Origin of the sequence: Micromonospora sp. CP22, assembly GCF_009712475.1 — a bacterium.
GTDB lineage: Bacteria > Actinomycetota > Actinomycetes > Mycobacteriales > Micromonosporaceae > Micromonospora.
Genome location: NZ_VCJO01000021.1, coordinates 24454 through 48491, shown reverse-complemented (window position 1 = coordinate 48491; position 24038 = coordinate 24454). Strand labels below are relative to the sequence as shown.

The following is a 24038-nucleotide window of genomic DNA, read 5'->3' as shown; positions in this document are numbered from 1 at the left end:
GCGATCCACTCGGCCGGGCGTTCGACAACGGAGAGCCTGACGTGAGCAAGCGCACCTACCAGCCGAACAACCGCCGGCGCGCGAAGACCCACGGCTTCCGGCTGCGCATGCGCACCCGGGCCGGCCGCGCCATCATCTCGACCCGTCGCGCCAAGGGCCGCGCCCGCCTGTCGGCCTGAGGCCGAGCAGGTCCGCTCCGGAGGACGTGGCTCGTGCTCGCGGCCGCTCACCGACTGCGGCGCAGCAGCGACTTCGCCGCAGCGGTTCGTGGTGGCCGTCGAGCCGGACGTGGCGCACTGGTCGTCCATCTGACCGTGCCGGCCACAGCCGGATCCGACAACGCAGCGCCGAAACCGGCGCGGGACGGTGTGGAGACAGAATCCCCGCCGGTTTCCCGCGCCGGTTTCGTGGTTTCCAAGGCGGTCGGGCCAGCGGTGGTGCGAAACCGGGTCCGCCGTCGGCTGCGGCATCTGACCCGGGAACGCCTCGCCGACCTGCCGGCTGGCAGCACCCTCGTCGTACGCGCCCTGCCGGCTGCGGCCGAGGCCACGTACCAACGGCTCGGCGCCGACCTGGATGCGGCGCTCGCCGCCGCCCGGTCCGGCCGAGGAGGGCGGCGGTCCCGATGAGCACAGAGCAGAGGGCGCCGCGCCCGGCTACCTCGGGTGCCCGGGTGCTGACCCTCCCCATCATCGCGTACCGTCGGTGGATAAGTCCGGCGTTGCCGGCCCGCTGTCGGTTCTACCCGTCGTGCAGCGCCTACGCCCTGGAGGCGGTGTCCCGCCATGGCGCGCTCCGGGGAGCCGGTCTGACGGTCCGGCGACTGTCGCGCTGCCACCCATTCCATCCTGGTGGATACGACCCGGTCCCGGAGCCGGGCGGCCGCCGACCTGCCGACGTGACTGGAGCCTGAGAATTGAGTCTCGACTGGATCTACTACGCGATCTCGTGGATCCTGCTGGCCTGGCATTCGGCCTGGGACGCCATCGGCATTCCGGACACGGCGGTCCTCGGCACCAACTGGGCCTGGATCCTGGCCATCGTCTTCCTGGTGGTCACGGTCCGGGTCATCCTGTTCCCGGTCTTCGTCAAGCAGATCAAGTCGCAGCGGGCGATGCAGGCGCTCCAGCCGCAGGTGAAAGCCCTTCAGGAGAAGCACAAGGGTGACCGGGAGACGCTCCAGAAGGAGATGATGGAGCTCTATCGGAAGGAAAAGGCCAACCCGCTCATGGGCTGCCTTCCGATGTTCCTCCAGATCCCGGTCTTCCTCGGCCTCTTCCACGTCCTGCGTCGCCTGAACCCGGACCCGACGAAGACCAACAAGGACATCTACGGCTGGACCGTCGAGCAGTTCAACAGCGCCTCTGACGCGACGTTGTTCACCGCCCCGATCGCCAGCAAGTTCGGCTCGACCGCGGAGGAACTGGCGCAGCTCGGCGCCAACGGCACCGTCGTGAAGATCATGGCCGGTGTCCTGGTGCTGGTGATGATGGGTACCACCTACCTCACCAGCCGCCAGATGATCCTCAAGACCGGTTGGTCGGAGGACCCGCAGCAGCGCATGATCCAGCGGCTGATGCTCTACGGCATCCCGCTGTCCCTGCTGATCTCCGGTGCCATCTTCCCGATCGGTGTGATCATCTACTGGGTCACCAACAACCTGTTCACCCTCGGGCAGCAGCAGTGGGTGCTGCGCAAGTTCCCGCCGCCGGTGACCGCGACCAGTGGAAAGTCGGGCACCTCCGCGCGTAACGGGGCGCAGCCGAAGACCGGTGGGCTCTTCGGTCGGGGCAAGCCCGCTGCCGCGCCGCCGCCTGCGGCCGCGCCGAAGGTCGCCGGCCCGAAGCCGGGTGCCAAGCCGGTCAACCCGAAGAAGGGCCGCCCCGCCAAGCGGCAGGGCTGAATCGTCCGGGCCGCCGCCGGTTTCCCGGCGGCGGCCCGTTGCGCGCCGTGCCGCCGCCGAGAGGCAGGCGCCGGAGCGGGAAGCGCCACGCGTGCGGTGGCGGACGGGCGAGACTGCCCTACAGACGTGCCCGTGGGCACCGGCTACGTCCGGCCGGCCGCGGGAAACCAGCGGACCCGAGGTCCAGCCGAGCGAGTACGGAGATGACACCGTGACCGACACCAGCATCCCCCGCGCCGAACAGCCGTTGGACGACGAGGAGCCGACCGCGGCGGCTCCGGCCGTGGACGAGCCGGAGGAGTCCGAGGCCGAGGCGGCGCCGAGCAAGGTTGCCGGCGAGAACGACCTGTTCCGGCAGAGCGAGATCGCGGCCGACTACGTGGAAGGGCTGCTCGACATCCTCGACTACGACGGCGACATCGACGAACTGGTGTCGGGTGGCCGGCCGGTGGTCGAGGTCGTCGGCGGGCGTCTCCAGAACCTCGTCGGCCAGCGTGGTGCCACCCTCGAAGCACTTCAGGAACTCGCCCGGCTGGCGGTGTTCCGGCAGACCGGTTCGCCGAGCCGTCTCCTGCTCGACGTGGGGGGATACCGGGCCAACCGGCGCAAGGAACTGGCGGCGGTGGCCCGCAACGCCGTGGAGAAGGTCAAGGAGCACGGCGAGCCGGTGCGGCTGGAGCCGATGTCCGCCTTCGAGCGTAAGTGCGTCCACGACGTGGTCAACGCGATCGACGGAGTGGAGAGCGAGTCCGAGGGCGTCGAGCCCAACCGCCGCATCGTCGTCCGTCCCGTGGACTGACGGGTGACTCCAGACGACGCCAGCGGCGTGGCCGCGTCCGGCCCGGGTGGTACGCCACCCGGGCCGCCGGCTGTTCCGCCTCAGCCCGGCGTGGCGGTGCTGCCGCCCACCCTGGCCGAGGCAGCTCGTCGCCTCTTCGGTGAGCGCCTCGACCTCGCGGCCGCCTACGCCGAACTACTCGCCACCGACGGGGTGGTACGCGGGCTGATCGGCCCCCGCGAGGCACCCCGGATCTGGGACCGCCACCTGTTGAACTGCGCGGCGGTGGCCGAACTGATCCCGCCGGGCGCTTCCGTGCTGGATGTGGGATCAGGTGCCGGGCTTCCCGGTCTGGTACTGGCCATCGCCCGGCCCGATCTGTCGGTGACGCTCATCGAGCCGTTGGCCCGCCGGACTCTCTTCCTGGAGGAGACGGTGGAGGCGCTCGGGCTGACCGACTCCGTACGCGTGTTGCGCGGCAGAGCCGAAGAGGTGGCGGTGGGGCCGGATGCCGTGGCCGGTGACGTGGTCACCGCCCGGGCGGTGGCACCGCTGGACCGACTCTCCGGCTGGTGTCTGCCCCTGGCCGTGCCCGGCGGTCGACTGCTCGCCCTGAAGGGTGCGTCGGCGGCGGACGAGATCACCGAGCACGCCGAGGCGGTGCGTCGTCTCGGCGGCGGCACCCCGGTGCTGCACCGGTGTGGTGAAGGGATAGTGGAGCCGGCGACCATCGTGGTCGAGATCGTCCGGGAGCGGGTCGTCGGCCCGAGATCCGGTACGCCGTCGAAGAAGTCACGGTCGCGGCGGCGGTGAGTCGGGGCGTACGCCCGGGGGTGTGAAAGCCGGTCGGCCCGGCCTGGCTACCTGGGCTTCCCGGGAGTACGGAAGGCCCCGCGCGTGAGGTCGGGACGATGGTCCACGCGTGATGCGGTCGGCAGGTTACGAACCCGACATGGACCGGCCGCGCCCATCCGCCGTAGGCTGACCGCGCGTCGATAGTGTGGAGCGGGCGGCGATGGATATCCCTCCGGGGCCCGGCCGCTCCCGCCGGGCGGTACCTCTGCGAAGCACGCGAGTGGCCCGGTTGACGGGTGCGGACCGACCATCCGAAGTGGGCAGGGATGACAGGTGCATGACGACGGCAGGTACGACGATCCGCGCGTGACCGGGTCTGCTGGTGACCCTGTTTCACGTGAAACCGAATATCCGAACTGGCGGCCCTCCGAGGTGTCGCAGAGCCCACCGGAACCCGGTCGGAACGCGCCGACGTCGGGTGTCCCGTGGCCGGCGACCGGGGAGGGGCGGGATGGCGCGGACGCGAGCGGCCGTCCGGCCAACGTGTCCCCGGACGCGCGGGTGATTCCTCTCCGCCGGAACCCGTCGGCCTCCGCTCGGTTCGAAGTGGCGGCGACACACCCACCGACCGTCGAGGTGGTGCCGGATCCTCGGCCGGCTCCCGACCCGCCCGTAACTGCGGCCGTGTCCCACGCGCAAGCAGCACCCGAGGCCGCGTACGTTTCACGTGAAACCCCGACGCGCGAAGAGGATGACCCACCGTTGGCTATGGAGGCGATGCGCGCCGTGCAGATCCTGAACCCCAGTGGCGAGGTGACCATGCCTCGGCCCGACCGGACCCGGGTCATGTGCGTCGCGAACCAGAAGGGCGGCGTGGGCAAGACCACGACCACGGTCAACCTCGCGGTGGCGTTGGCCCTGCACGGCAACCGGGTACTGGTGGTCGACCTCGACCCGCAGGGCAACGCCTCGACCGGGCTGAACGTGCCCCACCACACCGGCGTACCGGACGTCTACGACTGCCTGATCAACAGCGTGCCGCTGGAGGACGTGACCCAGGCGGTCGAGGGCATCCCGAACCTCTGGTGTGTGCCCGCCACCATCGACCTCGCCGGTGCCGAGATCGAGTTGGTCTCCGTGGTGGCCCGCGAGTCCCGTCTGGACCGGGCTATCAACGCCTACCCTGGGCACTTCGACTACGTCTTCATCGACTGCCCGCCCTCGCTCGGTCTGTTGACCGTCAACGCGCTGGTGGCCGCGCAGGAGGTGCTCATTCCCATCCAGTGCGAGTACTACGCGCTGGAAGGGCTGAACCAGCTCATCAACAACATCAACCTGGTCCGTCAGCACCTCAACCCGCAGCTTGAGGTCTCCACGATCCTGCTCACCATGTACGACCGTCGTACCCGCCTCGCGGACGCGGTCGAGCAGGACGTCCGGAACCACTTCGGGGACAAGGTGCTCCAGGCGGTGATCCCGCGTAACGTGCGGGTCTCCGAGGCGCCCAGCTATGGCCAGTCGGTGATGACCTACGATCCCGGTTCACGGGGGGCGACGAGCTACTTCGAGGCCGCGCAGGAGATCGCCGAGCGGGGCATCAAGGAGCCGGTGAGTCGGCATGCGTAGTGCGGACGAGGCGCTGGGAGGCGTGGCATGAAGAACCGTCCACGGGGTGGTCTGGGACGGGGCCTGGGGGCGCTTATCCCGACCGGGCCGGCACCGGGCACTGCCGCTGGTGTCGACACGCCCACCCCAGGAGCGCCGACTGTCGCGGCACCCGCTGCGGCACCGGCTCCGGCGCTGACGATCGAGCCCGAGTCGACGCTCAGCCCGGTGCCGGGCGCGCGCTTCGCGGAGATCCCCGTCGACTCGATCGTGCCCAACCCGAAGCAGCCGCGTCAGGTCTTCGACGAGGAGGCACTGGAGGAGCTGAAGACCTCCATCCAGGAGGTCGGCTTCCTCCAGCCGATCGTGGTCCGGCAACTCGACGGCGAGAAGTTCGAACTCGTCATGGGCGAGCGGCGGTGGCGAGCCGCCCAGGCGGTCGGGCGGGAGACCATCCCGGCGATCGTGCGGGACACCCGCGACGACGCCATGCTGCGGGACGCGCTGCTGGAGAACATCCACCGGGCGAACCTCAACCCGTTGGAAGAGGCGGCTGCCTACCAGCAACTGCTGGAGGAGTTCGGGGCCACCCACGAGGAACTCGCCCGGCGCATCGGTCGCAGCCGCCCACAGATCTCGAACACCATCCGACTGATGAATCTGCCGGCACCGGTACAGCGACGCGTCGCTGCCGGGGTGCTCTCCGCCGGACATGCCCGAGCACTGCTGAGCCTGGAGGATCCTGAGACCCAGGAGCAGTTGGCGTTGCGGATCGTCGCCGAAGGTCTGTCGGTCCGGGCGACCGAGGAGATCGTGGCGCTGGCCCTCAGCGACGGCCCGGGCAAGAAGGAGACGGCGAAGCGCCGACCCAAGCCGCATGCCCCGGCGTTGAACGATCTGGCCGACCGTCTCTCCGACCGGTTCGACACTCGCGTGAAGGTCGACATCGGGCGGAGCAAGGGAAAGATCACGATCGAGTTCGCGACCGTCGACGACCTGGAGCGGATCGTCGGCATCATCGGAGTGGAACGCGAAGAACCGACAGACTGAACCGCGCACGACAGGGCCGCCTCGCCGACTGCGACGAGGCGGCCCTGTCGTTTGTGTGGGCCGGCCCGCGCCGCCAGTTCCGTGGTCGGATCACGGGTGGGTGTTTCACGTGAAACGACGGGGGTGGTCGAGGCTGCGTTATCCACACCGGTTGTCCACAGGGTCGCGGTGTTTCACGTGAAACGTTGGCCGAAACCCCTTGTCGAGCCGGGATCAGAGCGCGAAACAACCAACTCGCGAGCCTGTGGATAACTCTGGGGAGAACGCCTTCGTCGCTCCCTGGCTCGGCATCCGAGCCCTCCGGAGAGCCGAAGCCGTTTCGGGTAGGGACAGTGGTCCCGGACTCGGTTAGGGTCAGCGTCGTGCAAGACACCCCTCCCTCGATTCCGGACTTCACCCAGTGGCCGTCCTTCCCCTTCGAAGGCGACCTCCGGGTCAAGCAACTCGACGACCCGGTTCCTGTCGAGCCGCCCCGCAAGGGCGAGGCTCACCGAGAGTGCACCGCCTGCCTGGCCCCCGACGAGGCGTATATCTGGGTCGGGGAACGCTGGCGGGTTCGGGCGATGGACCGGCCGACCGGACTGCCCATGGTGCTGATCCTGGAGTCACGGTCACACCTCGACCTCGGGGACCTGCCAAACCTGCTCGCGGCCGAGTTGGGCGTGATGACGGTACGCCTTGAGCGAGCCATCCGTTCGCTGGACGGGGTGGCCCGGGTGCACGTCAACCGCTGGGGCGACGGCTCCGCTCATCTCCACATGTGGTTCCTTGCCCGGCCGTACGGTCGGCTCCAGCTCCGTGGGACCTTCCTGTCGCTCTGGGACTCGATCCTGCCGCCGATCTCGGAGGACAAGTGGCGGGAGAACCTGGCTCTGGTCGCGGCCTGGCTGGCCGAGTTCGGCGGGCGGCCGCTCGCCGAACCACCTCGCATCCAGTGGCAGGCGCCGTCCAGCTTGGCCGCGCAAGCGGCCGCGCCGACCGACGAGACGTCGAGCGAGAGCGGCTCGCTCCTGGACGCCATCGGCGAGACGGCCGCGCCGCCGGACGCGCCCGGAGCCACGGTCGGTGCGGAGCGGTCAGCCGATCCGGTCGCCGATGCGGCAGCGGAGCAAGGTGACGCAGCGCCGCAAGGCGGAACGGAGGCTGACCCGGACGGAGCTCGCCAGGAGCAGACCGAGCAGTCGGCTCCCAACACGACCGGCCCGCCGGCTGAGATCGGCGGCGGCGCTCAGGCTGAAATCGCGAGCCCGGCCACCGCCGCCACCGGAACGGCTGAAATCACCGAGCCGACCGAAAGCACCGGAGTTGCCGACCCTGCCGAGGCGGCTGAACCCACCGACGGCGCAGAGTCCACCGACGCCGCCGAAACCAGTGGAGCCGCTGGACGCGCCGACGCCGAAACCAACGGCCCGAAGGCCGACATGGTGGAGGCGCAGCAGCCAGCCCCGGATGCGGACGGACCGCGCCCGACTAACTGAGCGATCCAGGCGGGCGGTGCGCGGGGATCAGCGCGCCGCGGCGCGGGCGACCAGGTTGCCGATCACGCGGCCGAAGTCGAGACCGGCCGCCTGGACCGCGAGCGGCAACAGCGACGTCTCGGTCATGCCCGGCGAGACGTTGACCTCAAGGACGTGTGGCTGCCCGGCCGAGTCGACGATCAGGTCGACTCGGCTGAGGTCACGCAGGCCGAGAGCGGTATGGGCGGACAGGGCGACCTGGGCCACCGATTCGGCGACCGACGGCTCCAGACGGGCCGGGGTGTGCCAGGTGGTCCGGCCGGCGGTGTAGCGGGCCGCGTAGTCGTACACCCCGTTGCGGGGCACGATCTCCACGGCCGGGAGTGCCTGCGGGCCGTCGCCGAGGTCGACGACGGATACCGCCACGTCCATGCCGGAGACGTACCGTTCGACGAGCGCCGTCGAGTCGTACGCGAAACAACCCACCATGGCGGCCGGCAGCGATGCCGCGTCCCGGACCACGGCGGCGCCCAGGCCGGAACCGCCCTGGGCGGGCTTCACCATGAGCGGCAGCCCCAACCGGTCGACGATGCGGTCCAGCACGGCCACCGCGCCGAGTTCGCTGAACCGGTCGTGGGGGAGAGCCACCCAGTCCGGAGTGGCGATGCCGGCCTCCCGCAGTACGGCCTTCGCCGACGGCTTGTCCCAGGCGAGGCGGGACGCGCGAGCATCGCATCCGACGTACGGGACGCCGCAGAGGTCCAGGACGCCACGCAGGGACCCGTCCTCGCCGGTGGCACCGTGCAGGGCGATCACCACGGCGTCGGGTGGGTCCGCGCTCAGGGCCGGCAGCAGGGCGACATCGGCGTCGCGCAGCTCGGCCTGCATTCCGACGGCGCGCAGCGCGTCGAGTACCCGGCGCCCCGAGCGCAGCGACACGTCACGCTCGTACGACAGGCCACCGGCGAGCACGAGCACATGGAGATCGGTGGTCTCGGGGCCCGACACGGCGGGTTCTTCGGCAGCGGTGACACCCATGCCGGGCATCATGCCAAGTCGGGTCCGGGCGCGTCCCAACCGGCCCGGCCCCGCCGGGTGCTCGAATCGCTGACCGCGCCGAACACCCGGCGCATGGCGATGTCCTGCTCCATCACGCTGGCCAACCGGCGGACGCCCTCACGGATGCGCTCCGGCGACGGGAAGGAGAAGTTGAGCCGGATGTGGCCGTTGCCGCTGCCGTCGGCGTAGAAGCCGGTTCCGGGCACGTACGCGACCCGCGCGGCGATGGCCCGAGGCATCATCGCCTTCGAGTCCAACCCCTCCGGCAGCGTGGCCCAGACGAACAGCCCGCCTCCCGGCTCGGTCCACCGGGTGCCGACGGGCATCAGGTCCTCCAGCGCGGTGAGCATCGCGTCGCGCCGCTCCCGGTAGACCTCCCGGTAGACCTTCAGCTGCTCACGCCAGGGCATGGTGCCGAGGTAGGTGCTGACCGCGGCCTGCGCGTACGCGCTGGGACAGAGGATCTGCGCCTCGCTGGCGATCACCAGCTTGTCGCGTACCGCGTGCGGCGCGAGGATCCACCCGACCCGCAGCCCGGGAGCGAACGTCTTGGAGAACGTGCTGAGGTAGAAGACGCCGTCCCGGCGTCGCGCGCGCAACGGCGCGGGCGCCTCACCCTCGAAGCTCAACTGGCCGTACGGGTCGTCCTCGACCACCAGCAGCCCGGCGCGCTCGCAGATGTCGAGAACCTGCTCACGTCGTTGCTCGGTCAGCGTCACGCCGGTCGGGTTCTGGAAGGTGGGGATGGTGTAGAGGAACTTGACCCGGCGGCCCGCCCGGGCCTGCTCCGTGATGGCGAGTTCCAGCGCCTCCGGGATCAGCCCCTCGTCGTCCATCGCCACGTGTACCACCTGCGCCTGGGCGGCCTGGAACACTCCGAGTGCGCCGACGTAGGTCGGCCCCTCGGCGAGCACCACGTCGCCCGGGTCCAGGAAGAGCCGGGCGACCAGGTCGAGCGCCTGCTGCCCGCCCACGGTCACCACCACGTCCTCCGGCGAGGCACCGCAGGCGGCGTCGATGCCGGAGAGGGCCATCACCTCGCAGATCCGCTCCCGCAGCTCCAGGGTGCCCTGGCCGATGCCGTACTGAAGGGTGGTGCTGCCGTGCTCGGCACCGAGCCGGCCGAGCATCTCGCCGACGGCGTCCAGTGGCAGCGCGGCGATGTAGGGCGCCCCACCGGCGAGCGAGACGACCTCCGGTCGGCTGGCCACCGCGAACAGGGCCCTGATCTCGGACGCGGTCATTCCCCGCACCCGGCGGGCATACCGGTCGGTGTAGTCGTCGAGTGTCGTGCCGGTCATCACATCACCCCGATGGCTGCTCGGACGGGCTCCGGCCCCGGATACCCGGGACGACGGCGACCATGGCGGCACGGCGCGCCGAGTGTCGATGGTAGCCGCCGTTCACCCTCCGACGCGCTCTCGATTATTCGCGCGTCCACATGCCGGACCCCCAGCTGACGCCTCTGAGGTGCACGTTCGCCCTTACTCCTCCCCTGCCGCCGATCGTCGGCGTACGATCGCTCGTCGGGGGCAGGAACACGGCGGTGCTGTCCGGCCGCTGAAGCGGCAGTGCCGCTTGGGCCGGTCCCACCTCCGAGCCTAGTGTGGGGAACTGCCCATGTCGCGACGTCTGGTGAGTCTGACCCTGGACACCCTGGAGGACCTGCCCCGTCCCTGCCGGCAGTGCGTCTACTGGGAGCTTGACCCGGTCTCCGCCGACCGTGCCTGCGCGGCGGGCGACCCGGGGCTGGAGAAGGAGGCGTGGGTTTCGCAGACCCTGCTCGAATGGGGTTCCTGCGGCAAGTTGATCTACGTCGACGGAATGCCGGCCGGCTTCGTCATGTACGCCCCACCGGCCTACGTGCCGCGTTCCATGGCCTTTCCCACCTCTCCGGTCTCCGCCGACGCGGCGCTGCTGATGACCGCCAACGTGGTGCCCGCGTTCTCCGGCGGCGGCCTCGGCCGAATGTTGGTGCAGGGGGTGGCCCGCGACCTGACCAAGCGCGGGATCAAGGCGATCGAGGCGTTCGGCGACGCCAAGTTCGGTGACGCCGCCGACCCGGGTGGCGTCTGTGTGGCACCCGCTGACTTCTTCCTGTCGGTTGGCTTCAAGACGGTGCGTCCCCATCCACGGTTCCCACGGCTGCGACTGGAGCTGCGGACGGCGTTGAGCTGGAAGTCCGACGTCGAGTACGCGCTGGAGAAGCTGCTCGGCTCGATGAGCCCGGAGTCGCTGCTGCGTCCGGTCCGGCCGACGCCCGCCACCCGTTCCACGGCCGGCTGACCGGGTCGCTCAGTCCACCACGGTGCCGGCGGCGACCGCCGCCCGCAGCTCGCTGACGTCGATCGAGCCGGTCGGCACGTCGCGTTCGATCGGCAGGTACATCCGCTGTACTGCGGCAACCATCGCCTCGACCAGCCTGTCCCGGAACCGGGGGGCGATCAGTCGTTCCCGGTCCGTCGGCGAGGTGAGGTAGCCGACCTCGACGCGTACCGCCGGCATGCGGGTGATCCGGAGCAGGTCCCACGCCTTGGCGTGGGTGCGGCAGTCCCGCAGCCCGGTGCGCGCGACGATCTCCCGCTGGACCAGCCCGGCCAGCCGTTCGCCGGTCGCCGAGGTCACGCCGTTGTCGGTGCCGTAGTGGTAGGTGGCGACTCCCTCGGCCATCGGGTTGGCGTGGCCGTCGGTGTGCAGCGAGATGAACACGTCGGCGCCGAGCGAGTTGGCCAGGTGCGCCCGGTCGATGTCGGGCAGGCAGGTGGCCGGCGACGGTCCCCGAGTGAGCTGCACCCGTACGCCGGAGGCGGCGAGCCGCCCCTCCAACCGGCTGGCCAGATCGTGCATCAGGTCCGCTTCGGTCCAGCGCAGCGGACCGTCCGTCACCACCACGCCCGGGTCGGTACCGCCGTGGCCCGGGTCGATCACCACGGTCCGTCCGACCAGGGTCGGGCCGGACTGCCGGATGGCGTCGGACTCGCGCAACCACTGCGGTCGGCCGCCGACCACCTTCCGGCCCAGCCGGCGCAGGGCGTTCATGGTCTGCGGGCCGCAGGTGCCGTCGGGCACGAGCCCCACCTCACGCTGGAACTGCGCCACCGCCCGGGAGGTGCGGATGCCGTAGATGGCGTCGGCCCGGCCGGTGTCGTATCCCATCTCCAGCAGCCGCTCCTGGAGCGACCGGACATCCTCGCCGGTGAGCGGGACCGGCACCGCGTGGTAGAGGGTGCGGGCACCCAGCCGCCAGCGGGCGGCGTCGAGCGCCCGCCAGGTCTCGGCGCCGACCCGGCCGTCGACGCTGAGGCCCCGCGACTGCTGGAACGCACGGACCGCTCGTTCGGTTGCCGAGTCGAACTCGTCACTGTGCGGGCCGGTCGCCTTGGACAGCAGGTCGAGGCCGGTCAACACCGCCCGGATCTCGGCCACTGCGGGTCCCCGGTCACCGGGACGGATCGGACGCACGCACGACCCCCTCTGCACGGTGGTGGCTGCCGGGCCTGCCGAACGACGAGTGGGCCTCGTCGGCCGGACCAGGTGCTCACCGGCATCCGGCGGCCCCGAGTTCGAGGTTATGCGCTGAAGGATCCGCAGGGGTGCGGGCGGCGAAAAACGCCTCGACCCCGTGCCGGTACTGGGCACGGGGTCGAGGCGAATGTCGTCGTGTTGGGGTCAGAGGGCCGATTCGATCAGCTTGACCAGATCGCCCTTGGGCTTGGCTCCGGCGATCGACTGCACCGGCTCACCGTTCTTGAACACGGTGAGGGTCGGCACCGACATCACCCGGTACGTTCGGGCGGTCTCCGGGTTCTCGTCGATGTTGAGCTTGACGATGCTGACCCGGTCACCCATCTCGCCGGCGATCTCCTCCAGCAGCGGCGACACCTTGCGGCACGGACCGCACCACTCGGCCCAGAAATCGACCAGGACCGGCTTGTCGGACTTCAGTACGTCTGCGGCGAAGCTCGCGTCGGTGACCGACTTGGTTGCTCCCACTTGTGGACCCCTCCTCCTGCTGCGATGTGTCTGGTTCAGCCTCGGCGCGACTGGCAACGGGGCCGGTGGGGCTGCGCCAGGGCCCGCCCCGCCTCCACCGCCCTACTGCCCGTCGCTCTTGGGCAACGTCGCGATGAAACGTTCCGCGTCCAGGGCGGCCGCGCAGCCGGTTCCGGCCGCGGTGATCGCCTGCCGGTACGTGTGGTCGACCAGGTCACCGGCGGCGAAGACACCGGGAATGCTGGTCCGGGTGCTGGGGGCCTGCACCTTCACGTACCCCTCGTCGTCCATCTCCACCTGCCCGCGGAACAGTTCACTGCGCGGGTCGTGACCGATCGCCACGAACACCCCGGTGACGTCGAGCACCTTGGTCTCGCCGGTGTGGACGTTGCGTACCCGTACGCCGGAGACCTTGCCGTCCTCGCCGAGCACCTCCTCCACCACGGTGTTCCACTCGACCTTGATCTTGTCGTTGCTCAGCGCCCGCTCGGCCATGATCTTGCTTGCCCGGAACGAGTCCCGGCGGTGGAGGATCGTCACCGAGTCGGCGAAGCGGGTCAGGAAGCTGGCCTCCTCCATCGCCGAGTCACCACCACCGACCACCACGATGTGCTGGTTGCGGAAGAAGAAACCGTCACAGGTGGCGCAGGAGGAGACGCCGTGCCCGAGGTACTCCTGCTCCCCGGGTACGCCGAGTGGACGCCAGGCGGAGCCCGTGGCGAGGATCACGGCGCGGGCGCGGTACGCGGTCTCGCCGACCCAGATGGTGCTGACCGCGCCGGGGTGACCGGTGTCGGTCAACTCGACCCGGGTGACGTCGTCGGTCAGGAACTCGGCACCGAACCGCTCGGCCTGCTTACGCATGTTGTCCATCAGCTCGGGACCGAGAATGCCGTCCGCGAAGCCGGGGAAGTTCTCCACCTCGGTGGTGGTCATCAGAGCGCCACCGGACTGCACCCCCTCGATCACCAGAGGCTTGAGGTTGGCGCGCGCCGCGTAGACCGCCGCCGTGTAACCGGCTGGCCCGGAGCCGATGATGACCAGGTTGCGGACCTCGTCCACTGCCGTCTCCCAATCGTGTTGACTGTCGTCACCGGCGTACGGGCCGATGACGATCCGAGTGCCGACGCGGCGGCTACTGATGTGCAGAACGTCATCGTACGAAGCGGGGATTCCCGAGCCGGTCACTCGGTGGGTCAGGTCACGTGGACGGTCAAACGTCCGGCGACCGCTGACTCACCCTACCCGCGTACGGTAGCGGGCGTCCGAGCCGGACCCGGGCACACCACACTCCGGGCCACTGGCCCACGCCCAGTTCGTGCCGGAGGCGTCGGTGAACTGGAGGACCAGCGCCGGCAGCCCCTGGAATCGGGCGTAATCGATGACGTCGAAGGTCAGCGGTCCACCGCTGTGCTCCGCGGCGATCTCCGCGAGGCAGGCGCTCAACGCCGTCTGGTCGGTGAGCCGGCTCAGGTCACCCGGTCCGGCCAGGCGCTCCCGGTCGTGCGCGTCGCCCCCCGGCTCACCACTGCTGGAGAACGCCCTGATGGTCGGCGTCAGGCGGGCCAGAGCCTCGGGCGTGTAGTCGGTGTCGCTGCGCTGAGGAGCCGCGATGATCCGGTACGGCGCGCCTGCGGCGGCGGAGTCCCGTTCGGGCGCCGCCTTGGTGCCGGCCTCCCCCGGACCGTCCTGCGAGTACACGGAGGGCGGCGCCGGGCTGGCGGCCGGCTCGTTCAGCGCGGTGCCGGCGGTGGTCCCCTCCCCCTGACGTGACTGGACCAGCTGGAGTGCGCCCAACCCGACCACGGCGGCGGTGGCGAGCGCGACCGGCCCGGCCACGCGGGCCCAGCGCCGACGCCGCCGGCCGGGCCGCGACGGAGCGCTCCGATCCTGTCCCGGCCGCAGCGGTCCGCCGGGTCGTCGCGGACCACCCAGCGGCTGGGTCGGGATGAGGGCCCCCTGCTCCGGCCCGGCCTCGACGACGTCCGGATCACCGGCGGCCACAGCCGTGGTCTCCGGGGCCTCGGACCTGCTCTCGGCGGCGAGGGCGGCGCTGATCCTCGCCCCGATCTCCGGCGGAAGCTCGGGCGTCGAGGCACCCCACCCGGCCAGCTCGACCCGGACGCTGTCCACGGCGGGGGCCAGCAGGGCGTGGGCCTCGGCCCAGGCCGGGTCCTGCGCGACAAGCCGGCTGATCTCAGCGTGCTCGGCGGTGCCGTCCAGCGCGCCGCCGAGGTAGTCGGCGAGCAGGTCGTGGTCGACCCCGCTGAACTCCCCGGTACTCACGCTTCCTCCTGCTGGTTGGCGGCCAGCCGGGATCGCCCCGACCCCGATCGGACGCCCGACGACGCTCTCGGGTTCCCGCCGGTGACCTCCGGCACGTCCGGCCCGGAACCGTCCGACGGCCCGCTGCCGGGCCTGAGATGACCGAGCATGACCGCGAGCCGGGCGCGACCCCGGGCACAGCGACTCTTGATCGTCCCCTCGGCGACGCCGAGGATCCGGGCCACCTCGGCGACCGGGTAGCCCTGGACGTCCACCAGGACGAGTGCGGCCCGCTGCTCCAACGGCAACGCGGCCAGGGCGTCCCGGATGACCATCGCGGTCTCGTGGTCGCGTACCGGTGCGGCCGGCTCGACGCCACCGGTGGCGGGACCGTCCTCCGCACCGTGCAGCCCGTCCGGCAGCGGCACCGTCGGGTGTGCCTGCCGGCGGCGGATCCGGTCGAGGCAGGCGTTGACCACGATGCGGTGCAGCCAGGTGGTGACCGCCGAGTCGCCGCGGAATCGATCGGCCGCGCGATGGGCGGACAGCAGCGCGTCCTGGAGGGCGTCCGCGGCCTCCTCACGGTCGCCGAGCGTACGCAGGGCCACCGCCCAGAGCCGGTCGCGGTGGCGGTGGAACAACTCGCCGAAGGCGTCCCGGTCACCGGCCACATGGGCGCGCAGCAGATCGAGGTCGCTGACCGTGTCGTCCACGGACGCGGCGCTCGTGTGGTTGCGCCCGGTGTCGCGTACTCCCATCACCCGGCCCGGTGGCTGCCGCCGTGCTGGTGTCTCATGACCCCTGGACCGTGATCTCCTGGACACCGACCTTGAAGCCGCTGTCGTTCGGCGGCAGCTCCGTGATCCAGAACAGCAGGTACCGGTACTTCTGGTCGGCGTCGAAGCCGTTGAAGGTCATCGTGGTGCCGTCGTGCGTCTCGAAGGGCTGCCCGATCCGGTTCTTCAGGTACGCGGTGAGGATCTGGTCGTCGCCGGAGCTGGACGACGGGGCGTCGATCGTGCCGGTGAGCAGCTCCGCCGAGGCTCCCCGGTCGGAGAGGTTGACCTGCACCGACTTGACCGTCCGCTCGGCGCCGAGGTCGATCCAGACGCCCATGCCCCGCTTGAGGTTGCCGAAGTTGCCGCTGCCCCGGTAGGTCTGCGTGGACCAGCCGACGTCCTGGTCGCCGTCGAAGACCTTCTCGGCGTCGCGGACCTCGGCCCGGTCCTTGCTGTCCGGGTCGATGATCCGAGCCTGGCTGATCTTGAGATTTCGCACCGGGGGTGTTGCCGGCTCCTCGGTCTCCGGCGCGCTGGAGGTCGGCGCCGCGACCGGACTGGTCTGCGGGTCCTCGTTGTCGTCGCCGAGAGTGCTGATGCCGATGAGCAGCCCGATCAGGGCTACCGCCAGCAGACCGGCGATGCCCAACGCGACCTTGCGCCCACCGGCAGCGGCCAACGGCGACGGCTCCTCACCGGTCTCACCGGCGAACCGTAGCGGGCCACTGTTGTCGAGGAAGTCGTCCTCGGAGACGTCGAGCCGGGCCAGTTCCGCGGTCAGGACGTCCGACGGAGGCGGGGCGATCTCGGCGTCGAGCAGATCCATGGTCAGGTCGTCCAGGTAGGCCGGCACACCGGCGCGTACCTGGCGGGGTGCCGCCACGGCCCCGTTGGCGTCGCGTACCGCGTCCGGGATGGCCGCCCGGCCGTGCCCAGCGGTGGCACCACGCAGCGGTGCCTCGGCGTGCGGCCAGTAGCCGGTCATCGCGTAGTAGAGGATGCCGCCGACCGCCCGGACGTCGCTTTCCTGGCTGTCGTCACCGTCGGTGCGGGCATCCGCGAGCACCACCCGGCCGTCATCACTGATCATCACCGTGCCGGGGTGCACGTTGCCGTGCACCATGCCGGTGGCGTGCACGGCGGCCAGGGCACTGGCGACGGAGTTACCGACGGCGGTCGCCCGGGCGGCGTCCAACGGCCCGTTCGCGACCAGCTCCCGCAGGGACTGACCGTCGACCCACTCGCGCACCACGTAGGCCCGCTCGGCCTCGTCGATGGCGTCGTACACGCCGACCAGGTTGGGGTGGACGACCCGGCTGGCGGCGACCGCCGCCTGAAGCATCTCGGTGGCGGACTCGCCGCCCGGGTAGCGCATGACGACCGCGACGGGCCGGCGCAGGATGACGTCGACCCCGCGCCAGACCAGACGGCCCGCGCTGTCGTTATTGATGTGTTCGACCAGTTCGTAACGTTCGGCGAGGATCTCACCGGCCGTCGGAGCACCGAAGGTCATGACCGGCGGAGTGGTCTCGTCCGCGTCCTGACCCTCGCCGACCTGGGTCACCCGTCCTCCCTCGGTGATCGTGTCGATCGATGGACCCGCGCTGCTGGGCATCTGCTTCCCGCTCCGCCTTCGTCTGGTACCGGCCGGCCGGTCGCAGCACGGTGCCGCGCGCCGGTGTCTGCCGTACCCGTCGAGTGCGACCTTACCCGGGATGACCCGGTCCCCGACATGTCATCTTCCCGCCGTACGGTGACGGTGGCGTAAGCAGTCGGTCGGTCCGTCCCGTTACCGCCGTTGTCGGCCCCGTTGCTGGTACATGTAGCGGTCAATCTAGAGGCTGACCATAACGGGCGCCGGCAGGGGCGGAACCGGTCTCGTCGACGGTTCGGCAGCGGGAGATTCCCCGTCAATCGGCCGGGCATACTCGGCCGTCCGGTTGGTTATCCACAGGGTGATCCGCCAGTTGAGCGGCGGCACGCGGAGTTATCCACAGGTGCATCCCCAGCCTGGTGATCCTCGGTCACTCTGGGTGCGCGGTGGGACGGTCCGGCTCAGCGGCCGAGTCGGCGGCGGACCATCCCGATCACCTCGGTGATCTCGGAGATCCGCAACGCGGTCGCCAGGCCCAGGTAAGTCCCGCCGATCACCGCGCCACCGACCACCAACTGCACCAACGCCTGTGCGCGCGTCGGCGTGTCGTCGCCGGGCAGCAGGGCCACCACCAACAGACCGGCCAGGGCCGCGCCCAGCGCCGCGACGGCGACCCGGCCGAGGGTGCCCAGGATCGCGCCCAACCCGATGCGGCCGACCCGTGGGCGCAGCAGCCAGGCTGAGCCGACCGCCGCGGCCAGGTACGACACGGCGTTGCCGATCATCATTCCCGCGCCGACGAAGCTCGCCGAGAAGAGCGCGAACAGGGCGACCTGCACGCCGATCCGCAGGGCTACCACCGGGATGTTGATCAGTGCCGGGGTCCGGGTATCCGGCAACGCGTAGAAGGCGAAGGTGAACAGCTGGCTGATCGCGAAGGGCACCAGCGCGACTGCGGCGGCCAACAGCACCAGGGAGGTCGCGGTGGCGTTGTCGTCGTTGAACGCGCCCCACCGGAACAGTGTGAACGCGATCGGGGTGGCCAGCACGGCGTAGCAGACCGCGATCGGGGCCAGGACGGCGGAGACGGTCCGGGTGCCCCGGGACAGGTCGGCGGCCAGGTCGGCATACCGGCCGTCGGCGGCGGCGGCGCTCATCCGGGGCATCAGCGCGGTAATGATCGACACCGCGATGATCCCGTGCGCGGTCATCAGCAGCAGGAAGACGTTGTTGTAGATCAGTGGCCCGGCGGCGTTCTCCTTGCCGGCGCGGTTCAACAGGTTGAACAGCACGATGAGGCCGATCTGGCTGACCGCGACGTAGCAGATCATCCAGGCACCGAGCCGCCCCAGCTCGGCCAGACCGAGCTTGCGGAAGTCGAAGCGCAGCTTCCACCGGAACCCGACCTTGCGCAGGGCCGGCATCAGACCGGCCACCTGGACCGCCACACCGACGAGGGTGCCGCCGCCGATGAGTAGGACCCGGCCGGTCGTCATGTCGTCAGGCCCGACGATGTCCGCGCCGAAGACGGCGATGTAGAGACCAGCGGTGCTGATCACGACCAGGTTGTTCAGGATCGGTGCCCACATCGGCGCGGCGAAGTGGCCCCGGGTGTTGAGTACCGCGCTGATCAGCGCGCTCAGGCCGGAGAAGAAGATCATCGGCAGCATGAGCCGGGCCAGGGCGGTGACCAGTCCGGAGTAGCCCTCAGCCGACTCGTCCGCGCCGTACAGCCAGGTCAGCGGCGCGGCCAGAGCGACCGCGAGCACGGCGGCGGCACCCAGCGCAAGCAGCGCCAGGGTCAGCAACCGCTGCGCGTACGCCTGGCCGCCGTCGGCGTCGGCCTTGCGTCGGCGCACCAGCACCGGGATGAGCACGCTGGTGAGGATGCCGCCGAGCAGGAACTCGTAGACCATCCCGGGCAGGATCTGGGCGGTGGTGTAGGCGTCGCCCACCAACGCACCACCGAGGGCGGCACCGATGACCAGATTGCGGAGGAAACCCGTACCCCGGCTGACCAGGCTGCCCAGCGCCATGATCGCGCTGTTGGCGGCGGCGCTACCCTCGGCCACCTGCTCCTGGGGCGGCGCAACCGACTCGGCCGCCGGCTGGTTGAGCGGGTCCGCGGAGATGAACGTGGCCCCGTCGTCCGGCCGACCGCCGGGCGCACCACCCTGCTGGGCGTTCGCGCTGCGGTAGAGCCCGCCGCTCATCTGTGCCTCCAAGGGGGGTCAGCCGGAGCCGGCACCGGCCCACACGCCACAGACCTTAGTCAACCCCCGCCCGTTACCCGCGCCCGGCGGACGAGATGCGGGTCAGGACCGATAGGCTGCGGATCCGATGTCCGAAGCCGCCGCATCCCACGCCACCGACCGCCGCGATCTCACCGCCGCGCAGCGCAACGCCGTCGCCGAACTCCTCCGGGTCTCCCCGGTGGCCGACGAGTTGGGTCGCCGGTTCGCCGCCGCCGGTCACGAACTGCACCTCGTCGGCGGTTCGGTCCGCGACGCCCTGCTCGGCCGGCTCGGTGAGGATCTCGACTTCTGCACCGACGCACATCCTGACCGGACGCTGGACATCGTGCGCGGCTGGGCCGAGGCGATCTGGGAGACCGGCCGCGAGTTCGGCACCATCGGCTGCCAACGGGGCGGTCTGCGACTGGAGATCACCACCTTCCGCGCCGAGTCGTACGACCAGGTGAGTCGCAACCCGGTGGTCGCCTACGGCACCAGCCTCGTCGAGGACCTGCGTCGGCGGGACTTCACCATCAACGCGATGGCGGTGAGCGTTCCCGAGCACCGGTTCACCGACCCGTACGGCGGCCTGGCCGACCTGGCCGCGAAGATCATCCGTACCCCGGGCACACCAGCCGAGTCGTTCGGCGACGACCCCCTGCGGATGCTGCGGGCCGCCCGCTTCGTCGCGCAGCTGCGCTTCACGGTCCACCCGGACGTGCGGGCGGCGATGACCAGGATGGCGCCCGATCTGGACCGGATCACCGCCGAACGGATCCGCGACGAGTTCACCAAGCTGCTCTGCGGCGCGGACCCGATCTCCGGCCTGCGGCTGCTGGTCGACACCGGTCTGGCCGAGCGGTTCCTGCCCGAGCTGACCGGGCTCAAGCTGGAGATCGACGAACACGCCCAGCACAAGGACGTCTACGAGCACACCCTCACGGTGATCCGCAACGCCATCTCGTACGAGGAGGACGGACCGGACTTCGTGCTCCGGATGGCCGCGTTGATGCACGACGTGGGGAAGCCGGCGACGAAGGCGATCGGTCCGGACGGACGGGTCAGCTTCCACCACCACGAGGTGGTCGGTGCCCGGCTGACCAAGGCGCGGATGAAGGCGCTGCGCTACCCGAAGGACGTCACCGCGAAGGTGACCGCGCTGGTCGCGCTGCACCTGCGCTTCTACGGGTACGGTCGGGGCGAGTGGACCGACTCGGCGGTGCGTCGATACGTCACCGACGCCGGTGACCTGCTGCCCCGGCTGCACAAGCTGACCCGGTCGGACTGCACCACCCGCAACCGGCGGAAGGCGGCGCAGCTTGCGGCGGACTACGACGCGTTGGAGGAGCGGATCGCTCGGCTCGCCGCCGAGGAGGATCTCGCCCGGGTCCGGCCCGACCTCGACGGCAACGCGATCATGGAGCTGCTGGGTGTGCCACCCGGCCCGGTGGTGGGACGAGCCTGGAAGCATCTGAAGGACCTGCGGTTGGAACGTGGCCCGTTGGACCGGGACACCGCCGAGGCGGAGTTGCTGCGCTGGGCCCGCGACGAGGGCATCATCAGCTGACCGCAGCCTGATCTTCAGCCCCCGGTTCCGGATCTGTCAGTCGGTACGACGAGACGCCGACGTTTCGACCGAACGGCTGACGCAGGTGGGTCGGCGTCCATCCATGATGTTGACACGTCCGCCAGCCGCTGATGACAGTCGAAGCCGGACGATCCAATTCTGTCCGACCGTCCAGCTGACACGGTCGACGATCGACGGGGGTAACCCATAGTGAAACGCCGTGGCGTCATGCGCCGCACGGCGGCGGCCGGGCTCGCCCTTGCCACCGCCTCGTCCATCATCGGTGTCGTCTCCGGCGGCACCGCGATGGCAGCCCCGTCCGACCAGCCCCGACCCGAGGTGCTCGGCACCACGGGCGCCGGCGCTGTGCCGGACCGGTACATCGTCGTGCTCAAGGACCGTGGGGCCACCTACAGTTCGGTCCGGGCGACCGCCTCGGCGCTGACCCGCGCCAACGGTGGCACCGTCCGGCTGGTTTTCGGCAAGACCCTCGCCGGCTACTCGGCCACGATGAACAAGCGGCAGGCGGAGAAGCTGGCCGCCAACCCCGCCGTCGCCTACGTCGAGCAGGTCCGGCGCCTGTCGGCCAACGCGACCCAGACCAACCCGCCGTCCTGGGGCCTCGACCGCCTCGACCAGGCGTCGGCGAAGCTGAACAAGACCTACAAGTACCCGAACACCGGTAGCAAGGTCACCGCCTACATCCTGGACACCGGCATCAACGTCAAGCACCAGGACTTCGGTGGCCGGGCCAGCATGGGCTACGACGCCATCGACCCGCCGCCGGTCGAGCCGACGCCGGACCCGACCGAGCCGGGAACCGCCCGGGCACAGGCCAACGGGGACTGCAACGGCCACGGCACGCACGTCGCGGGCACCGTCGGCGGCGCGAAGTACGGCGTGGCCAAGGGCGTCAAGCTGGTCGGCGTACGGGTGCTCGACTGCGACGGTTACGGCACCACCGAGCAGGTGCTCGCGGGCATCAACTGGGTGACCGCGAACGCCAAGAAGCCGGCCGTGGCCAATATGAGTCTCGGCGACGTCACGGCCATCCCGTCGATCGACGAGGCGGTCAAGCGCTCCATCAACTCCGGCATCACGTACGCGATCGCCGCCGGTAACGCGTGGATGGACGCCTGCAAGGCGTCGCCGGCGCGGGTGTCGGACGCGATCACCGTGGGCGCGACCGACCGGGTCGACATGCGGGCCTGGTTCTCGAACTACGGCAAGTGCATCGACGTGTTCGCACCCGGGGTCAGCATCGTGTCGGCCCGCCACGACAACAACACCGGCAGCGTCGGATACAGCGGCACCTCGATGGCGGCTCCGCACGTGGCGGGCGCGGCGGCGCTGCTGTTGCACTCCAACCCCAGCTGGAAGCCGAAGCAGGTCCGCGACCGGATCGTCACCACCGGCATCGCCGGCGTGGTCTACGACACCAAGGGCTCGATGGACCGGCTGCTGACGGTGGGTTCGGTGACCCCGGTCCGCAACGCGTACGGCTTGAAGGCCGTCTCCAACGGCAGGTACGTCACCGCTGCCAGCACCAAGAAGGCTCTGGTCAACAACGGCAAGAGCATGGGTACCGCGCAGCGGTTCGACATCGTCAACGCCGGTGGTGGTCTGGTCGCGCTGCGCTCGAAGAAGACCGGCCGTTACGTGGTGGCCCCGAGCAAGGGCACCAAGCCGCTGATCGCCAGCCACAAGACGATCGTCACCCCGGCCAAGTTCACCATCGTGAACCACGCCGACGGCAAGATCAGCCTCAAGGCCAAGACCAACGGGAAGTACGTGACGGCGTCGAAGAGCACGACCTCGGTGCTCCGGGCGAACCGGACCAGTATCGGCGCCAACGAGAAATTCACCCTTGAGGCACCGGCCCCCGTGATCAGCATCAGGTCCAAGGCCAACAACAAGTACGTGGTGGCGCCCAGCAGCACCAAGCCGCTGGTGGCCAGCAGCAAGTCCGTCACCAAGTCGGCGAAGTTCCAGATCGTGAACCAGGGCAACGGCTTCTTCGCCCTCAAGGCGCTGTCCAACAGCCGGTACGTGACCGCGGCGAGCAAGGGCACCAAGCCGCTGATCGCCAGCAGCAAGACGGCCGGGTTCTGGCAGACCTTCGACTTCGTCGACTACAACGGCGACGGGACGGTCTTCTTCCGGGCCAGCGACGACCAGGCGGTCTCCGCCGGGGCGTCCGGCACCAGCAAGCTCATCTCGAACAAGACGATCAGGTGGACAGCCTTCGAACTGGGCCTGGGCAAGGGCGAGAAGTTCACCGTCTCCGCCGCCTGATCCGTACGCGATCCCTTCCGGCGCCCGCCGGAGCCCCCGACAGCTCGGGACGCTCCGGCGGGCTTCGGCCTTTCCGGGCCACCGCGCTCGTACCCGCTGACCACCCTAACGCTGCGGGTGGACAATGGCGGGATGCGCTGGACCGTGCTCGACTCGCCGATCGGGGAGTTCTCCGTGGCCACCGACGGCGAGAGCGTCTGCGGGACACGCTTCGGCGCGGTCGGTGACGCCGCCACCGAGCCGCTCGACGAGATCTCCCGGCGGGTGGTGGCGGAGTTGCGGGCGTACTTCGCCGGGGACCTGACCGACTTCGGCGTGCCGCTGAGCGTGCCGCGCGGCTCCGACTTCGAGCGGGCGGTGTGGCGGGAGATGACCCTCATTCCGTACGGCGAGACACTCACCTACGGCGAGGTCGCCCGACGCGTGGGTGAACCCGGAGCCGCCCGAGCTGTCGGAGTGGCCTGCAACCGCAATCCGATTCCGGTGATCGTGCCGTGTCACCGCATCGTCGGGGCGGGAGGAAAGCTGGTCGGCTTCGGTGGTGGCCTGGACCGGAAGGTCGGGCTCCTGGAGTTGGAGGCCCGGGTGGCCCTGCAACGAGCCTGGTCGTGATCAGCCCGGAGCAGGGCGGCGAAGAGCACGAGGGCCGAGCCCTCGCGGACTC

Annotated in this window: 21 protein-coding genes and 1 pseudogene; 13 read left to right on the top strand and 9 right to left on the bottom strand. The window is 70.3% G+C overall.

From position 1 onward, the window contains the following. Positions 1–41 precede the first annotated feature (41 nt). The 9 genes and pseudogenes from rpmH to FF096_RS26840 all read left to right on the top strand — a co-directional run bounded on the left by rpmH (position 42) and on the right by FF096_RS26840 (position 7609). Positions 42–179, top strand: coding sequence for a 50S ribosomal protein L34 (gene rpmH, locus FF096_RS23335; protein ID WP_013736606.1), 138 nt, complete (start codon positions 42–44; stop codon positions 177–179). Positions 180–212: 33 nt separating this feature from the next. Next, positions 213–629, top strand: coding sequence for a ribonuclease P protein component (rnpA, locus tag FF096_RS23330; protein WP_309223823.1), 417 nt, complete (start codon positions 213–215; stop codon positions 627–629). Continuing rightward, positions 626–913: a membrane protein insertion efficiency factor YidD gene (gene yidD, locus FF096_RS23325; RefSeq protein WP_155221700.1), complete on the top strand. Its 288-nt coding sequence runs from the start codon at positions 626–628 to the stop codon at positions 911–913. Before rnpA ends, yidD begins: the two co-directional genes overlap by 4 nt. Positions 914–916: 3 nt before the next feature. Continuing rightward, positions 917–1903, top strand: a complete 987-nt coding sequence (yidC, locus tag FF096_RS23320) for a membrane protein insertase YidC (RefSeq protein ID WP_155221699.1) — start codon at positions 917–919, stop codon at positions 1901–1903. A 211-nt stretch (positions 1904–2114) separates the two neighbouring features. Next, positions 2115–2702, top strand: coding sequence for a R3H domain-containing nucleic acid-binding protein (locus FF096_RS23315; protein ID WP_309223822.1), 588 nt, complete (start codon positions 2115–2117; stop codon positions 2700–2702). A 3-nt stretch (positions 2703–2705) separates the two neighbouring features. Further along, positions 2706–3494: a 16S rRNA (guanine(527)-N(7))-methyltransferase RsmG gene (gene rsmG, locus FF096_RS23310; protein WP_309223821.1), complete on the top strand. Its 789-nt coding sequence runs from the start codon at positions 2706–2708 to the stop codon at positions 3492–3494. Positions 3495–4190: 696 nt separating this feature from the next. Then, positions 4191–5102: pseudogene (locus FF096_RS27185) on the top strand (ParA family protein); the annotation flags it as partial. Positions 5103–5129: 27 nt separating this feature from the next. Continuing rightward, on the top strand, positions 5130–6131 hold the full coding sequence (locus FF096_RS23300) for a ParB/RepB/Spo0J family partition protein (protein WP_155221698.1): 1002 nt from the start codon (positions 5130–5132) through the stop codon (positions 6129–6131). Between the two features lie 383 nt (positions 6132–6514). After that, positions 6515–7609 carry a hypothetical protein gene (locus FF096_RS26840; RefSeq protein WP_309223829.1) on the top strand — a complete coding sequence of 365 codons (1095 nt, stop codon included), beginning with the start codon at positions 6515–6517 and terminating at the stop codon, positions 7607–7609. A 27-nt stretch (positions 7610–7636) separates the two neighbouring features. On the opposite strand, the gene FF096_RS23290 is transcribed toward FF096_RS26840, so the two are convergent. Together FF096_RS23290 and FF096_RS23285 are read right to left on the bottom strand one after the other, a co-directional pair. Beyond that, on the bottom strand, positions 7637–8626 hold the full coding sequence (locus FF096_RS23290; RefSeq protein WP_155221697.1) for a D-alanine--D-alanine ligase: 990 nt from the start codon (positions 8624–8626) through the stop codon (positions 7637–7639). A gap of 8 nt (positions 8627–8634) precedes the next feature. After that, on the bottom strand, positions 8635–9948 hold the full coding sequence (locus FF096_RS23285; protein WP_155221696.1) for a PLP-dependent aminotransferase family protein: 1314 nt from the start codon (positions 9946–9948) through the stop codon (positions 8635–8637). 319 nt (positions 9949–10267) lie between these two features. Between FF096_RS23285 and FF096_RS23280 the strand changes: the two genes are divergently transcribed. After that, positions 10268–10933, top strand: a complete 666-nt coding sequence (locus tag FF096_RS23280; protein ID WP_155221695.1) for a GNAT family N-acetyltransferase — start codon at positions 10268–10270, stop codon at positions 10931–10933. Between the two features lie 9 nt (positions 10934–10942). Here the strand turns inward: FF096_RS23280 and FF096_RS23275 are convergent, their stop codons facing one another. The 7 genes from FF096_RS23275 to murJ form a co-directional block, all read right to left on the bottom strand. Next, the gene (locus FF096_RS23275; RefSeq protein WP_309223819.1) at positions 10943–12109 is read right to left on the bottom strand and encodes an N-acetylmuramoyl-L-alanine amidase; all 1167 of its coding nucleotides are present in this window, start codon (positions 12107–12109) and stop codon (positions 10943–10945) included. A gap of 207 nt (positions 12110–12316) precedes the next feature. Next, complete coding sequence (gene trxA, locus FF096_RS23270) at positions 12317–12640, bottom strand: thioredoxin (protein WP_309223818.1); 324 nt, start codon at positions 12638–12640, stop codon at positions 12317–12319. Positions 12641–12742: 102 nt separating this feature from the next. Continuing rightward, positions 12743–13702, bottom strand: a complete 960-nt coding sequence (gene trxB / locus FF096_RS23265; protein ID WP_309223817.1) for a thioredoxin-disulfide reductase — start codon at positions 13700–13702, stop codon at positions 12743–12745. Positions 13703–13876: 174 nt separating this feature from the next. After that, positions 13877–14926: a hypothetical protein gene (locus tag FF096_RS23260; RefSeq protein ID WP_309223816.1), complete on the bottom strand. Its 1050-nt coding sequence runs from the start codon at positions 14924–14926 to the stop codon at positions 13877–13879. Next, on the bottom strand, positions 14923–15663 hold the full coding sequence (gene sigM, locus FF096_RS23255) for an RNA polymerase sigma factor SigM (protein WP_155221694.1): 741 nt from the start codon (positions 15661–15663) through the stop codon (positions 14923–14925). Before sigM ends, FF096_RS23260 begins: the two co-directional genes overlap by 4 nt. A 34-nt stretch (positions 15664–15697) precedes the next feature. After that, a complete protein-coding gene (locus FF096_RS23250; protein WP_155221693.1) occupies positions 15698–17299 on the bottom strand; it encodes a protein kinase family protein in 1602 nt (533 codons plus the stop codon). A 440-nt stretch (positions 17300–17739) separates the two neighbouring features. Then, positions 17740–19491, bottom strand: coding sequence for a murein biosynthesis integral membrane protein MurJ (murJ, locus tag FF096_RS23245; protein WP_155221692.1), 1752 nt, complete (start codon positions 19489–19491; stop codon positions 17740–17742). A gap of 127 nt (positions 19492–19618) precedes the next feature. On the opposite strand from murJ, the gene FF096_RS23240 reads away from it, so the two are divergent. From FF096_RS23240 to FF096_RS23230, 3 genes are all read left to right on the top strand, one after another. After that, positions 19619–21079 carry a CCA tRNA nucleotidyltransferase gene (locus tag FF096_RS23240; RefSeq protein WP_155221691.1) on the top strand — a complete coding sequence of 487 codons (1461 nt, stop codon included), beginning with the start codon at positions 19619–19621 and terminating at the stop codon, positions 21077–21079. Between the two features lie 210 nt (positions 21080–21289). Next, positions 21290–23374 (top strand): S8 family serine peptidase, encoded by a 2085-nt coding sequence (locus FF096_RS23235; protein WP_309223815.1) that lies wholly within the window; start codon positions 21290–21292, stop codon positions 23372–23374. A 132-nt stretch (positions 23375–23506) separates the two neighbouring features. Beyond that, positions 23507–23986, top strand: coding sequence for a methylated-DNA--[protein]-cysteine S-methyltransferase (locus FF096_RS23230; RefSeq protein WP_155221690.1), 480 nt, complete (start codon positions 23507–23509; stop codon positions 23984–23986). Positions 23987–24038 lie beyond the last annotated feature (52 nt).

What these genes read in the sequence shown, in the direction of transcription:
- FF096_RS23290 (WP_155221697.1), bottom strand. Translation starts at nt 8,626, where the DNA reads ATGGGTGTCACCGCTGCCGAAGAACCCGCCGTGTCGGGCCCCGAGACC.
- FF096_RS23285 (WP_155221696.1), bottom strand. Translation starts at nt 9,948, where the DNA reads ATGACCGGCACGACACTCGACGACTACACCGACCGGTATGCCCGCCGG.
- FF096_RS23250 (WP_155221693.1), bottom strand. Translation starts at nt 17,299, where the DNA reads ATGCCCAGCAGCGCGGGTCCATCGATCGACACGATCACCGAGGGAGGA.
- FF096_RS23240 (WP_155221691.1), top strand. Translation starts at nt 19,619, where the DNA reads ATGTCCGAAGCCGCCGCATCCCACGCCACCGACCGCCGCGATCTCACC.
- yidD (WP_155221700.1), top strand. Translation starts at nt 626, where the DNA reads ATGAGCACAGAGCAGAGGGCGCCGCGCCCGGCTACCTCGGGTGCCCGG.
- sigM (WP_155221694.1), bottom strand. Translation starts at nt 15,663, where the DNA reads ATGGGAGTACGCGACACCGGGCGCAACCACACGAGCGCCGCGTCCGTG.
- FF096_RS23230 (WP_155221690.1), top strand. Translation starts at nt 23,507, where the DNA reads ATGCGCTGGACCGTGCTCGACTCGCCGATCGGGGAGTTCTCCGTGGCC.
- murJ (WP_155221692.1), bottom strand. Translation starts at nt 19,491, where the DNA reads ATGAGCGGCGGGCTCTACCGCAGCGCGAACGCCCAGCAGGGTGGTGCG.
- FF096_RS23280 (WP_155221695.1), top strand. Translation starts at nt 10,268, where the DNA reads ATGTCGCGACGTCTGGTGAGTCTGACCCTGGACACCCTGGAGGACCTG.
- FF096_RS23300 (WP_155221698.1), top strand. Translation starts at nt 5,130, where the DNA reads ATGAAGAACCGTCCACGGGGTGGTCTGGGACGGGGCCTGGGGGCGCTT.